Consider the following 14,529-nt stretch of genomic DNA (forward strand, 5'->3'; position numbering starts at 1 on the left):
AATAGTAATTAGAATTTGGCGCGGGTACCTTTCATAATGCGACACAAGATCATTATCAGTTCTGACTTGATGGTAGAAGAAGCCAAGTTTGAATTTAAAAATAAGATAAAGGTCTCTTCGGATAAAGAGGTCGTCATCTTATTTTTTTGAAAACACGCACCTGTGCAACAATCATTGAATGTTTATATAAACGTGAGTGTTGAAATAATAGGATCGTTTCATTCACAGGTGCTTTAATCCTTACTTCAGTGATTCTTAATGACAACTTGCTCGACATCTTGATGAGGGCCTGTTTGCTCAAAGGACCGGCCTTTCAGTAGCACCGCCTCGTAAAATTAATACAGGATATCGTTTCACTAAAAAGTACAAAGTAGATGGGCATGATCAGCTAATTTTGTTTTTAGAAGACTCGTTCTTTGAGGATGAAAGGGATAGTCTGCAGGCAGTTTTCGATTACTCAAAGAAATTTGTTGTCGGTTCCGGTTTTAAAACACATCCAAGTCGGTGAAGCCTTTGAAAAATATTCAAATAAAATCAAAAGTAATTTTGTAATGATCGAACTATCGCAGGAGCGACTAGTGTGAGCCGAAGCAAGAAGACCGACAATGCTCTTTCCCACGGGCTTATTGCGTGAGGCCATCACCAAGCGACGAAGCGTCATTTTTAAAGCGCTGCCGTGCACGGTGCAATTCGGACACAATACAGGATTGGTTTGAATTGTATGGTGCACAGGCGGAATTTTCCATTTTCACAAGGAGTTTCGTGGAAAAAATATATTTTAAATAAGTATTGCTAATTGTCCTTTTTTATCGTTTAATTAGCTAGTTGAAAAAAAAAGTGAAAAGGACTGTGGTAAATGAAAAAGCTTATGAGTTACTTGACTTTGTCGATGATAGTAGGAATATCATTAACGGCATGCACACCTAAGGAAGAACCAACTAAAGTGAAGGAAGAGACAGTTGAGGATGTAAAAACTGTTCCATTAACAGATGGAAAAGATAATTACCTTTCTGTAGTTGATGTGAAGTATGCTTTTGAATTTGCAAAGAGTTTAGAACAATTTAAGACGAATGAGAAGCTTGGATTCCGCACTGCAGGATCGGTTGCGGAGATACAAACCGGTGAACATATCGGGGAAGAAATGAAAAGAATTGGACTTGTCGAAGTGACAAAAGATGAGTTCAAAGTAGACACGTGGGAATTTGAAAAAGCAGATTTAACATTTACAGATAGTAACGGGGAAGAACATCTAGCTGTCCTCGGTGCTTATCAAGTGAACTTTGATACAGAAGGCGTAAAAGAACTTGAGGTGATTTACGCTGGTAAAGGAACTGCGGAAGATTTAGAAGGACTAGATATAGAAGGGAAGCTCGTTTTAGTAGATATTAATCAGCGTGAAGAATGGTGGGTCAATTACCCGGCGTATCAAGCGCATGTAAAAGGGGCAGCTGGTATTATTACTGTGCAAGAAGCGGGCTATGCGGAAGTAGATCCCGATGCGTTGAATGCACAAGATATTTGTGGACCCGATGATGCGCCTGCATTTTCAATGTCCCAAACAGATGCAACTAGTTTGAAAGAAGCACTTCAAGCAAATGGAAATACGCTAACAGTGAAGTTCGATGCGAAATCGACTGTGAAAATGGACGGAAAAACGTATAATTACTACGGTAAAATTATTGGGAAAGACCCGGAATCTTATATCATTTTATCGGGCCATTATGATTCTTACTTTGCTGGATTTCAAGATGATAACGCAGCAATTGGCCTTATGATGGGTGTTGCAAAAGGTTTGATTGATAGTGGGTATCAACCTGAAAAAACGATTATCTTTAACGCACTTGCGGCGGAAGAATGGGGCGTTTCGAACTCCCGGTACGATTGGTCAACAGGTGCATACAACCAAATTTTTAACATCCATCCTGAGTGGGTTGGAAAAGCATTTGCCAATATGAACTTCGAGTTGCCAGCCTATGAACATACAACGCAAGATGAAATTCGTTCGGTATATGAATTGAACAATTATTTGACAGAGTTTGCAAAAGAAGTACCAAAACTATCTGAAGTATATAAAGACGGAATTTCAGTTGTATCACCATTACGTACGTGGTCGGATGACTTTTCGTTTGGTATCGCTGGTGTTCCTGCGCTTCGGAATGACTTCCAGGACAGTGAATTTATGCACTCGCATTATCATTCCCAATTCGATAGTGAAGATGCGTTCAATGCACATGCACTGAAATTCCACTTAAACCTATACGGATTACTTACGATGCATTACGATCAAACAGCAGTCGTTCCACTGGATTTCACTATGCGTTTGAAAGCGATGAAAGAAGTTGTGAACGCAACTGTATTTGAAGAAGCAGCTGTTTCTTCGGATGAATTAATCGCAGAAATCGACCGCGTGATTACGATTGCGGAAGAGGTAAATGCGAAAGTAGCGAAAGTAAATGAAGACTATTTCACTGCACTCTCCAAAGGTGAAGCAGATACAGCTAAGAAATTGTATGAAAAAAGTAGATCGTTGAACAGTGGATTACTTGCAGCTTTTAAGTATGCGGAGGATCAATTTGTCCGTTTAACATGGGAAGACGAGCAAATTTTCCCGCACGAACACGCACAAAACAACATCGAAAACTTAGCGGCTTCTATTGAAGCGCTTCGTGAAGGCGATATCGATACGCCGCTCGACGAGTATTTATACGCAATCGATAACAACTGGTACGCATATGACTTCGATAAAGAAGTATTTAATTACTTCACAGATTACGTACTAAAAGCACCAAAAGAAAAACTAATGTGGGGCGAGGGAAGAATCGTCGGCCACGAAGACTTATTTGATACAATTAATTCGTTGAAAGCAAAAAGTGGGCTAGCGAATGCAGATGTTTCCACAGAGATTGAAACATTAAAAGGCGCACTAGAAAGACAAAAAGAGTTGTTAAATTCAACTGTGTTGGATGAAACGGAGAGTGTTAAAAAACTAGGCGAGCTATTGAGTGAGTTGGAATAAGGTGTAAGTAATTGAGGGTCTTCTAGCCAAGCAATTGGTGGGGAGACTTTTTTGTTTCTTGTACAGGTACTCCACACTAATGAAAGGGCGGACATCTTCATAAAAAAAGCTGACATTCGAATAGAAAGGGGGGACAATCCGAAGAAAAGAGCTGACATCCCAAAAAATCAGGAAAAAGCGGGCACCCTTCAAACGAAAGGATGCCCGCTTTTTAAATAATGTTTTCTTTTTACTAACAGAAGTACACCTAGCGCGTCATTAAATCTCTTATCTACCCGATAGCATTAACCCGAGTTGACTGATCACTGCGCTTCCTAAAAATGTACCAGTGAAGACGAATACAGCAACGATGGCGATTTTCCAAGATGTTTTCCTTAAATCCATTAATCGGTCGGCTACTGAAATACCTGCATAAGTCAGTATCGGTGTTGTGATCGAAAGGAAGTCGACTGCCCGTATTGCTTCAATAAAAACATCCGACATCAGACATAAAATTAAAGAGGTTATGGAAACCCATCCGAGTACAGGAAAATCCCTAATGACTTTCACCGGGATTTTCTTGCTTAAGTCAGAAACAGCAATCCCAATCATGGAGAACATCCATAAAATAGCTAAACCTAAATAGGTCATATTCGTCACAGGAGTGGAGTCCGGATTTTTAATGAGCTTAATTTCTTGTGTGAATAAAATTAGCCCGATACTTAGTAACAAAATGAGTCCATATTTTACATATTTATTCTTAGTAATTGCCATTATTTATTCCCCCTTGTGAAACGACCATACATGAATCTCTGTAGAGGGACGGCCAAAAGTACCATCGTAAAGGTCCCTAAGAAGCTCGTTAACATCTGACTTGTTGCCGCATAAGCGAGGATGGTTTGTTCCATCTCGGGCACTCTTGCAACCAACGTCGAAGAGGAAGCGACCATCATACTCGATGAACCGACTCCGGATGCCATGGCGAGCGCTTCAACGCGGAATCCGAGATCCAGTAAAATCGGAGACAAAATACTGAAGAAAATAGATCCAAATAACGTTCCGAAAATATAAAGAGAGAGTACACCACGTCCCTCAGCTGATTCTAACGTGTACTTCTCACTAATATAAGCGAGCTCCCCTTCACGACCTATTCCTAATGTAGCACCAATTGCTTCTCGTTTTAAACCGAGTAACAAAGCAATTGGCAAGCCGATTAAGACCGTTCCCAAGTTTCCGAGTTCCTGAAATAAGAAAATCCAGCCAATGCCTAAGATTTCTTTAATCTTCGGCGCAACGTCCGCACCGTACCTTGCCATTAACGGGAGCATAATAATGATGAGGTATTTACTTGCGAACTCAACGTTCCCTTTGCTGTAAACTTTCTTCAGAATGCCTTTTCGGAAAGTTTGAATTCCTAGAATCATCGTAATAACGATAGCGAAAACGAGTGGAAGTAAACCAATGGTAAAGCGACCAAGTTTAACGGCTTGAAAACCGATAAACTCGGAAATGGTAACAACCACTAGTGAAAAGATGATTAAATATAGTATTTTCCCCCTCATGGGAGTGGCCTCATTTCTTTTTCGAATTTGATGTGGTGAAAATGAATTCAATGCATTACTCTACTATGGAGTCAATTAACACTTTGTATTCAGCATACGTTTTTTTGTACAATTTTGATTTGTCGATGTTGCCGTTCATTTTCTCCAACACTTGTGAGAGGAATCTTGGGAATATTTCAAAGACAAATTCAGGATCGATGTCTATAAAGTCGTCTCCGTGAATAGTACCCGCAAATCCACTGTAACTAATGTTGATGACAGGCATCATGAAGGATAGATCCCCAGCATCTCCGCCAGCACTAATGACGTTGTCTTCAATGATTTCTTCGATTTCATCATTCGCAAGGTAGGCTTCTTTAACAAATTCGTTTAAGTAGCGGTTTTGTACAAATGGAAGGTAGCCCATTTGCGTCTCGATTTCGACTTCGCCTTGAAGTGCCATTGCGCTTCCTTTAGCGGCGTCGTCAAGTTTAACTGCGACTTCCTTGATGTAGTCGACAGATTGTCCTCTAAGGTCCGTTCCGACCGTTATATGGTTCGGGATGACGTTGGTAGACATGTCGGAGTCCATGACAATCGGGTTGATTCGTACCATTTCACTATCTTTGAATTGCTGGCGTCCTAACCCTAACGCAACGTTAAAGAGGGTGGACATGTTGTAGGCGTTTTTAGAGGAAAACGGATCAAAACCGGCATGGGTTGCTTTGCCGATAAATTTATACTTCTTATAAAGGAATCCAGCTAAAGAGTAGTTGATTTCGACCGAACGTTTTGTAACATCTCCGCCAATCGAATGTGTGCAGATTGCAAAATCGATGTCGTCAAAAACACCGAGCTTCATCGCTTCTGGTTTCCCGCCGTAATGTGTGATTTCATTATTGCGCATTAAGCTTTCTCGGTAATTTAGGTCGAGGTATTCTTCTGCCGGAACAAAAATGAAGGTGATTTTATAAGCATACGATTCATACGCCTTTGATTCATATAAATACTTATACAGGGCAAGTCCGATGGCGACTTGTGAATAGTGTCCGCAGTTATGGGCGGCACCCGTTTCAGGATCGGCATTCATATGTGATGGTGCGTAAACCGCATCCAATTCAGAGATGAAGGCGAAATTTAACTCTTTATCTTCACCTAAACTTGTTTTTAAACCAGTTGTGCTGAATTCTTCAATTTCAATTTCGGGATTAACGGATTTTAAAAAGTCGTAAACAGTTTTTTTAGTTTTAAATTCCTTATAACCTAATTCCGGATTAGCAAATATATTGTCAGCTACTTGTTTTATTGAGCTATACTGCTCTTTAAAAATCATACTAAAAACGCCTCCACGTATTTCATTTTCGGATATTAACCTAGTTTAGCTTACGTTTCATTTTTGTCAAAGTCAATAGATTTCGTACATTAAGAATAGACAATTTTACGGCAATTAATTTTAGGTATGTGCGCAAGACGATATTCAATCAACTTACTACAATTGCATAAATTTTGAAGGGGGTACCGACTAAATAACTCTTTGTCGATACCCCCCTTGACTTTTTATCCAAAGCTATGAATTGTTATAATTCAACCTTGCGCAGGTACCCTTTATTAGTTGAAAGTAAATCAATGAAAGAGAATTTACTGAGTAACTGTATAAATCTGTAATTCAGGTCTAATAATAAAGGAGATGGGCTTTAATGGCTCTTGTAAATAACAGTAGAAATGTGAACGGAAATTCATAAAATAGAGGAGGATAAATGAGATGGAAAAATCTCCAGATGATGACAAGCAAATGAAAGATCATAAAAAATATGACCCGAGTCGCCGAAAGTTTTTAAAGAATACAGGATTGGTAGCTGGTGGAGTTGTAGGGGGTTCGTTTCTTGGTGGACTGCTGACTAACAATTTCATGACGAAAAATGAAACAGTTACAAATACAGGTACAGAAAATGCGGCGGATTTTCAAGAGGCATTGCAATTTTTTACACGGCATGAGGACTTTGCCGTACTTCAGGCGGCGACAGAACAAATATTTCCGAAAGATGAGCATGGACCAGGTGCAATTGAATTGGGAGCACCCTATTATATTGACAAGCAGTTAGCCGGTCAATGGGGAGTAAATGCCAGAGACTATCGATCAGGCCCATTTGTTCCTAAGCGTAATATAAGCGAAAGACCTACGGAAATGCGGGGTGAACAATCGATTTTGGATAGAGGAAGTATTTTTCTGCTTGGGCTAAGAAAAATGAATGAAGAAAGCATGAAACGATTTAATGTCAGTTTTGATAAAGCCGATGACACACAGCAAATTGAGATTCTTCAAGATTTTGAAACTGGGGACATAAAGTTGAATGGTCTATTGTCACAGGAATTCTTCTTTTTACTTCAAAGATCTACCATAGAAGGTGTTTACTCGGATCCCCTATATGGGGGTAATAAAAATATGGATGGTTGGAGAATGAAGGAGTTTCCTGGAGCACAAGCATCATATGCAGGGGTAATTGAAAGTGAAGACTTTGTGAAAATAGATCCAGTTAGTTTAAGAAATTATCAGGGACATTAATCGTATGTCTATTAGGAGGAAATGGTATGGTTAAAAAACTCGATAAGGTTGATGTAGTCATCGTAGGATCAGGATGGACCGGTGGAATTGTTGCGGCAGAACTAACAAAAGCTGGCCACAAAGTCGTCATCCTAGAACGTGGTCTAGATAAGAAGCACGAAGACTTTATTGGTACAAAGGACGAACTACGTTACTCGCAACGATATGATTTGATGCAAAACCTTCATAAAGAAACAATCACATCAAGAAGTGATCTATCCGAAACGGCACTTCCAGTAAGAAATAATGTGAATGCGAGATTGGGTGAAAATACTGGCGGGGCCGGGGTTCACTGGAATGGATGGAGCTTTCGTTGGCTACCTTATGATTTTGAAATATATAGCAAAACAGTCGAGCGTTATGGTAAGGAGAAGATTCCAAAACATTCAACAATCCAAGACTGGGGGATTACCTACGATGAGTTAGAGCCGTATTTTGACAAGTTTGAAAAAACTGCTGGAATTTCGGGAGAAGAAAACCCACTCGGGCCGCCACGCTCCGATAAGTATCCTAATCCACCACTAAAAACTACGCCGGCTATTAATTTATTTACTACGGTAACCAAAGAGTTAGGCTATCATCCTTATCGGATGCCCTCTGCCAATATATCGCAAGCTTATGAAAACCCTGACGGAGAAAAGCTTAATGGATGCGTGTATTGTGCGTTTTGTGAAGAATACGGTTGTGATTTCGGCGCGAAAGCTGACCCAATCGGAACGGTGCTTACAACTGCCAAGAAAACTGGCAACATGGAACTGCGTAACGGGGCAAATGTCACGCGCGTCAGCCACGACGGGAAACGGGCGACTGGCGTCATTTATGTCGATACGAGCACTGGACAAGAATACGAACAACCCGCTGAGATTGTTGTTCTTGCTGGATTTGTCTTTACGAATACGAAGTTACTCTTACTATCCGAAATCGGAGTTCCATACAATCCGGAAACAGGGAAAGGGATAATCGGTAAAAACTTTACGGGCCATTTCTCAAATCTTTCTACTTATATTGGTGCACGCGGCTTCTTTGAGGATAAAAAGTTTAATCTCTATGCGGGAACGGGTGCGATGGGTGTTACCATTGATGATTTTGCAGGGGATCATGAAGATCATACAAATCTCGATTTCTTGCATGGTTTTGAAATCCATTATAGTCAGTTAGGTGCAAGACCAATCTCCAATAATCAAGTCCCTAAAGGAACACCTTTGTGGGGTAAGGAATTTAAGAAAAACTCATTGCATTATACGAATCGAAACTTGTTTATCACATCACAAACTGGATTTCTACCCAATAAGTACAGCTATTTGGATTTAGATCCAACCTATAAAGATGCGCTAGGAAATCCACTCTTGCGTGTGACGGTTAAATATATGGAAGAGGATATTAGTCGATCTAAATATGGGGTCGCCAGATGCGAAGAAATCATGAATAATATGGGTGCAGATATTGTGGATGTAGACGTAGTTCCAGATGATTTACAATTTGACCATAAGTTTTATACGGATCACTTTATAGGTGGTGTGATTATGGGCCCAACTCCAGAAAATTCTGCCGTCAACACGTATTCACAAATGTGGGATATGGAAAATTTATTTGTCGTGGGGGGCTCGTCTTTTCCACACACGAGCAGTTACAATCCTACTGGAACAATTGGCGCTTTCGCCTATCGTGCTGCTGAAGGAATGATTAGCTATTTAAAAACTGGCGGCCTGCTAACCCAAATAGAACACGCAAAAAATGCATGACGACTAAAAAGATAGCTTATGAAGTGAATTCAATACCATTAAAAAAAGTGAACTGTACAACGAATCAAGGGCCTTTTTTCAAAGCGGCCAAGATTCGGGGTACAGTTCATTTCTATTCTACTAAACACTTCTAATTTCACGTATCTGTGCAAGAAACTATCGTGAAAGTTTAAACAATCATGATTGTTTGTCACACGGGTACGCTAAATCAAGTGGACGCTTTTTAATTTCCGAAAAATATCATGCTGTTTTTTATATAAATTTCATCTGTAATACATAAGGAATGTCTGATACGATAATAATAGTATATTGAAAAAGTTCATCTAGGGGGATTTATGAATTTAAAAAGAAAAGTCAATAATAATGTAATGGAGTACATACTTAATAAACTCTCAGCGCTTGGTTTATTAGTATTAACTATGTCTATATACCTCATTTTGGTAAATGGATTTGATATGTATGGGTTTACAGAATCTTTATCAAATCTAAAGGCTTGGGGATTAATATGCGGATATGCACTCGTTACAACAGTACTAATCGATTTAGTGCGAGTTAAATGGATCCCGTTTACATTCAAGGTAAGTGTTCTTTTACACTGCTTAGCAGGGTTTATTGTGTTTTTACCGTTAATGGGTTTTAATTTTTTTGCATTGATAGCTGGGAGTATTGGTGCATTATGTGCGTTGATCTATGCATTTAGCAGCTATTTTTTAGCGGGGAAAAAGCAATTCGTATGGATTTTTCTTTTAGTCTTCCCGCTGTTGTTATCTGTAAGATTAATCGATTTTACGATAAAAGAAGATTGGAACGAAGAAAGGACAACATCCTCATTTTTCGCAGAGTTTGAGCGTTTCAATGGAAAAAATGAGATTCCAATCCCTTTAAAAAAGGGAAATGTAGTCACAAGTTATCTATCCTTTGACCAAATGAATGGGGGAGGATATGGTTATCATATTTTAGATAATAACGGAGAGTATGTAGTGATGAAAGAGTTAGAAGAGGCGGACGGGGCAAATGGATATTTGGATACGACTGCAATTCAGTTTCAGGCAGTAAAAGAAGGAATATATTTCATAATCGTCACAGGGGATGAGTTGAAAGGTAAAATTGATGTGACATGGGAAATAGAGTAATGGAAAGGGATATGAGTACTTTTAAAAATGTACTTAAAATATGAGGATTCTTTTAGTGATTGGAAGTAGGAGGGAAAGACATAGGCAACCATTTATTATCTGTATTTCATTGCTTTACCCAATACTTTCAATCTTATGAGCTATTTAAATTAAATGGCGGACTACATTCTTTATCACTGACATAAACTGGTTAGAAACTAACTAAAAGAGAGGTGTCTGTTTGAGGGGGAGAAGGGATTCAGAATCCGAGTGTTTTCAGCCTTTTATAAGTGCGAATCCAATTACTTCATTTAATCCAGTCGAACGTTACCCAACAATTAGTGATACAGCATTTCTAAGCCCATTTTCGAGCGTGATCGGTGATGTTTTCATTCGAGATAATGTATATATTGCGCCGAATGTAAATGTTCGTGCGGATGAAGGAACCCCTTTTACATTGGCTCGAATGTAAATCTTCAAGATGGCGTTGTTCTTCATGGATTATTAAATAAACGCATTTCTGTTGGGAAAAAAAGCTATTCAATCTTCATTAGAAACGAAGTGACGATTGCGCATGGTGCGCTTGTTCACGGTCCTTGTTTTATTGGAAGTGCCGTGTTTGTCGGGTTTAAATCCATTGTGTATAATGCCATTGTTGAAAAAGGGGCTTTTATTTCGTACAATGCCGTCGTGACAAATGGAGTGCGTATTGCATCGAATCGATTTGTACCTCCAGGCGCACATATAGACACCCAGGAAAAGGCCGATGCACCCTCACCACGCATCAACTGGTAATATGAAGGATAGTAATCATGTTTTTTTGATAAAGGAGAAGGTTTAATGAAGAAGGTTAGCTGGATAGTTTTCGTTGCTCTATTATTGCTAGCGGGTTGTGGGACAGAAGCAGAAAAAGGATATCTAACCGTTGACATTAGTCAAGTTCAGCAGCTACAAGACGATGGGGCTGTTGTTCTTGATGTCCGTGAGGTAGAAGAGTTTGCTGAAGGACATATTATTGGAGCGATAAACGCACCCCTATCTAAACTAAAGACTGGTGAGCGTGCAGTTTTGGATAAAAAACAATCGTATATTGTGATTTGCCGCAGCGGCAGTCGATCAAAAGAAGCAAGTGAACTTTTAATCGATGAAGGCTATGATTTAGTTAACGTCTCAGAAGGGATGTCATCATGGACCGGTGAAGTGGAATACTAAGGGCAAATATCCTAATGTTTAAACCGTGTCCTGTAAATGGACACTAACTAAAATGGACGAACTATTTATGGCTAGATTTTAGGTGCCTGTGCGAGACACTATTCAATTTATTCACTACGATTGCATAAAGTGGAAAAGGGATATCGACTACATAACGCTTCGTCGATATCCCATTGAACTTTTATCCAGGTTTTCGAATTTCCATAATTGAACCTTGCACAGTTACCTTTCACTATCTTCTTGCAAACAAAAAACGCCAACTCTGATAGAGTAGTTGGAAGTGATTTTGGAGAGGGTCTAATGGCAATACCAATCCGAAGTGAAAAAGTGCCAGGAATTATCCTTTAATGGATAGCTTCAGGCACTTTTTCAGGCTCTTTTAATGAAATTGAAAATGATAAATCATCCAGACACTAAAGTTCTCTTTTAGTCAATTGCCATGACCAACTTCCTCGTTTTTCCCTTTCCAAACCGAGTATCCCAACCAAATCAGAGCAACACCTGCTAGTGGCTGACCAACGTATGTTCCAATAGGGCTAAAGTCTAAGAGTGGAACGAGGATGAGTAAAATGGCAGCCCCTCGGGGATGTATCCCCTTCCAGGCTGTCACAATTGCAAATAATAATAAACCGATAAAAAAGAAAAGTAACGAAGTAAACATACCTATATTTAACAGTGCTGGAGGAGCATCAGCTAGTATTTCTGGTGCTATCTCTTCCAATGCAGGAATTACAAACACTTCTACCCACCCAAACCCCATCCATAATGCAGTCCCGATAAAGAACAGAACAAAAGTGATAAAACCGAATACTCCAGCAGCATTCATTTGATGAAGGTAAATGCCAACGAGACCAAATAGTAAAAAGATCATTCCGATTAAGTTAACATATGCGCCAATTTGCTCTAACGAGGTGTTATACCAAATAGCCAAAGAAAGAAAAAGAATCCCTGAAATGATTGAACATACCCCGGTAAATCGTAAAAATGATGACAAATTCAAATGAAGCACCTCTCTCCAATATTACTCTCCTCGATTTACATCAGAATCATCAATTATTTCCGTTCGATAAAACCTAAGCAAATGAAACTTACCTTTATAGCTGGTTGAAAAATAATACGGCCTAAACCATACCTCAGAATACAGGGTGACTAAATCAATTATTACTGCTACAACCCAATATCATTCAACAAGCAAAATTTGATTGGGAATCACATCCTTATTTCATTCTATATAAGGTTTTAGTCGACCTACACCATCAAGAAGAAACTTCACCATTCTGTCTGGAAAAGTTATGGTCTGTAAAGTTTATGTTTTAAAGGTAAAAAGAAGACTTGGTGGACGGAAAAATGTACCCTATTAGATAGACACTTAGAAAATCGGGTACCTAGGCATAACACTTTGTCGATATCCCCATGAGTTTTTATCCGAAGTCGTGAATTGTCATAATTCAACCATGCAGTACCTTTCAATTTTTGCATACTTTCATAATGAATAATCGTAAAAATCAATCATGATTGGTCTGCAGCAGCGAGCCGAGTGTTAGGTACTTTCTACTTTTGTGAAAAAATAAGGAGACATACTAAAAATGAATCAATCAAATTCGGTTTTGAAGAATTCTATACAACTTCCAAATGGAACGATCATTAAAAATCGGATTTTTAAATCTGCGATGAGTGAAGCGTTGGGAACTACCAATCAAAATCCTAGTCAATCATTGGTTACTTTATATAAAACTTGGGCTAACGGTGGTGCGGGACTTGTTATGACGGGTAACGTTATGATAGATCGAACTGCTCTAGGAGAGCCAAATAACGTTGCTGTAGAAGATGAACGTGATCTAAATATGTTAATGAAGTGGGCGAATGCTGGAACTGAAAATGGAACCCACCTTTGGATGCAACTTAATCATCCAGGAAAGCAATCACCCAAAATGCTCTCAAAAGAACCTGTAGCGCCAAGTGCTGTTCCTCTAACAGGAGGTTTAAAACGTTTCTTTAACCAACCGCGCGCACTTCAGGTGTCTGAAATTGAAGATTTGATTGTCCGATTTGGTGAAACGGCAAGAATTGCGAAAAAAGCAGGCTTTACAGGTGTTCAAATCCATGCAGCACACGGATATCTTTTTAACCAGTTTTTATCCCCTTACCACAATCAACGTACAGATGAGTGGGGAGGGTCCTTAGCGAACCGAATGAGGTTTTTAGAAGAAGCGTATAAGGAAATTCGGAAACAAGTCGGAAAATCATTTCCAATTGGCATTAAACTTAACTCTGCTGATTTTCAAAAAGGTGGATTCACAGAAGATGAGTCTATGGAAGTTCTTCGGAAAATGTCAGGATTAGGGATTGATCTAATTGAAATTTCTGGAGGAAATTATGAGAATCCGATAATGATGGGTACAGATGTAAAAGAATCAACAAATAAACGAGAAGCATATTTTATTGACTATGCAAAAAAGGCTCAGAAATTAATCTCTACACCAATAGTCGTGACAGGCGGCTTTCGTTCCCAAAAAGGGATGGAGGATGCTGTTACGAACGGAGAAGTTGATATGGTTGGCATTGCAAGACCTTTTGCCTTAGTGCCGGACTTGGCAAATAAAATCTTTAATGGCAGTTATGAAACCGTTCATGCAAAACCAATCCGAACGGGGATTAAGATAATAGATAAGAGTGCTTCCTTGTTAGAAATAGGTTGGTATGAACAGCAGTTAGCAAGAATCGGTAATTCTAAATCTCCAAACCCTAACCATAATGTCTGGGTATCTTTAATACAAAATCTTCTAGGGAATGGGCGTAGTGTATTTTTGAGAAGAAGAGCATAGGTACTTAGTGTCGCGTACCTTTATCACTCTGAGTTATTAGCATAATGGAACGAAGAAGTAGAAAGTTTCTGGCATTATCCGAGTAGTATTTTCTTCTTGAGGGATATGCATAAGTAACGTTTTAAATAGAAAAGAGCTATCGTGGATGCACTCGATAGCTCTTTTGATTTGTTGTTTATGCTTATTGTAACTTAACTAGTTCAGGATAAACTTTTTCAGCTGCGTTTAAAAACAGGCCGACGTAGTCTATGACACGTTGAGGATTAAAATGATCCTCTATATTGTATGAGTATTGAGCTGCTACATTTCCTTCGAAATCAATGAATTTAATATATCTGAATTTCTGGCTAAAATCATTGAGCAGGCCGTGAAGTTTTGCTTTTTTTGCTGGGTCGTTGATTTGAGCTATGTTAAAGATATTGATGTCGACGACGGATTCGCTATGCAAGTCAATACTCAATTAATTCACTACAATACAATTGCATAAAATGAGAAAGGGG

11 protein-coding genes and 1 pseudogene are annotated in these 14,529 nt (G+C 39.1%); 7 read left to right on the forward strand and 5 right to left on the reverse strand.

The genetic code is table 11. The features are described from left to right. Window positions 1-856: 856 nt before the first annotated feature. Window positions 857-3,016: a M28 family peptidase gene (locus KSU66_RS15430; protein WP_269052370.1), complete on the forward strand. Its 2,160-nt coding sequence runs from the start codon at window positions 857-859 to the stop codon at window positions 3,014-3,016. A 267-nt stretch (window positions 3,017-3,283) separates the two neighbouring features. Here the strand turns inward: KSU66_RS15430 and KSU66_RS15435 are convergent, their stop codons facing one another. The 3 genes from KSU66_RS15435 to KSU66_RS15445 are packed head-to-tail and all read right to left on the reverse strand — an operon-like array spanning window position 3,284 to window position 5,869. After that, window positions 3,284-3,769, reverse strand: a complete 486-nt coding sequence (locus KSU66_RS15435) for a hypothetical protein (RefSeq protein WP_269052371.1) — start codon at window positions 3,767-3,769, stop codon at window positions 3,284-3,286. Beyond that, the gene (locus KSU66_RS15440) at window positions 3,769-4,557 is read right to left on the reverse strand and encodes a DUF3100 domain-containing protein (RefSeq protein ID WP_269052372.1); all 789 of its coding nucleotides are present in this window, start codon (window positions 4,555-4,557) and stop codon (window positions 3,769-3,771) included. The genes KSU66_RS15435 and KSU66_RS15440 overlap by 1 nt, the downstream gene beginning before the upstream one ends. 55 nt (window positions 4,558-4,612) lie before the next feature. Further along, window positions 4,613-5,869, reverse strand: coding sequence for a M20/M25/M40 family metallo-hydrolase (locus KSU66_RS15445; RefSeq protein WP_269052373.1), 1,257 nt, complete (start codon window positions 5,867-5,869; stop codon window positions 4,613-4,615). Between the two features lie 429 nt (window positions 5,870-6,298). On the opposite strand from KSU66_RS15445, the gene KSU66_RS15450 reads away from it, so the two are divergent. The 5 genes and pseudogenes from KSU66_RS15450 to KSU66_RS15470 all read left to right on the forward strand — a co-directional run bounded on the left by KSU66_RS15450 (window position 6,299) and on the right by KSU66_RS15470 (window position 11,204). Beyond that, window positions 6,299-7,099 carry a gluconate 2-dehydrogenase subunit 3 family protein gene (locus tag KSU66_RS15450; protein WP_269052374.1) on the forward strand — a complete coding sequence of 267 codons (801 nt, stop codon included), beginning with the start codon at window positions 6,299-6,301 and terminating at the stop codon, window positions 7,097-7,099. Window positions 7,100-7,125: 26 nt separating this feature from the next. After that, window positions 7,126-8,880: a GMC family oxidoreductase gene (locus KSU66_RS15455; protein ID WP_269052375.1), complete on the forward strand. Its 1,755-nt coding sequence runs from the start codon at window positions 7,126-7,128 to the stop codon at window positions 8,878-8,880. Between the two features lie 335 nt (window positions 8,881-9,215). After that, window positions 9,216-10,013, forward strand: coding sequence for a hypothetical protein (locus KSU66_RS15460; RefSeq protein WP_269052376.1), 798 nt, complete (start codon window positions 9,216-9,218; stop codon window positions 10,011-10,013). A 220-nt stretch (window positions 10,014-10,233) separates the two neighbouring features. Next, window positions 10,234-10,763 (forward strand): annotated as a pseudogene (locus KSU66_RS15465) (carbonate dehydratase); the annotation flags it as partial. Between the two features lie 69 nt (window positions 10,764-10,832). Beyond that, entirely contained in the window at window positions 10,833-11,204 is a 372-nt protein-coding gene (locus KSU66_RS15470) for a rhodanese-like domain-containing protein (protein ID WP_269052377.1), read from the forward strand. A 430-nt stretch (window positions 11,205-11,634) separates the two neighbouring features. On the opposite strand, the gene KSU66_RS15475 is transcribed toward KSU66_RS15470, so the two are convergent. Continuing rightward, window positions 11,635-12,135 carry a hypothetical protein gene (locus KSU66_RS15475; protein WP_269052378.1) on the reverse strand — a complete coding sequence of 167 codons (501 nt, stop codon included), beginning with the start codon at window positions 12,133-12,135 and terminating at the stop codon, window positions 11,635-11,637. 655 nt (window positions 12,136-12,790) lie between these two features. On the opposite strand from KSU66_RS15475, the gene KSU66_RS15480 reads away from it, so the two are divergent. Beyond that, window positions 12,791-14,029 (forward strand): NADH:flavin oxidoreductase/NADH oxidase family protein, encoded by a 1,239-nt coding sequence (locus KSU66_RS15480; RefSeq protein ID WP_269052379.1) that lies wholly within the window; start codon window positions 12,791-12,793, stop codon window positions 14,027-14,029. Window positions 14,030-14,210: 181 nt separating this feature from the next. Here the strand turns inward: KSU66_RS15480 and KSU66_RS15485 are convergent, their stop codons facing one another. Further along, a complete protein-coding gene (locus KSU66_RS15485) occupies window positions 14,211-14,477 on the reverse strand; it encodes a hypothetical protein (protein WP_269052380.1) in 267 nt (88 codons plus the stop codon). Between the last annotated feature and the right edge of the window lie 52 nt (window positions 14,478-14,529).

It is taken from the genome of Sporosarcina sp. G11-34, assembly GCF_026931025.1.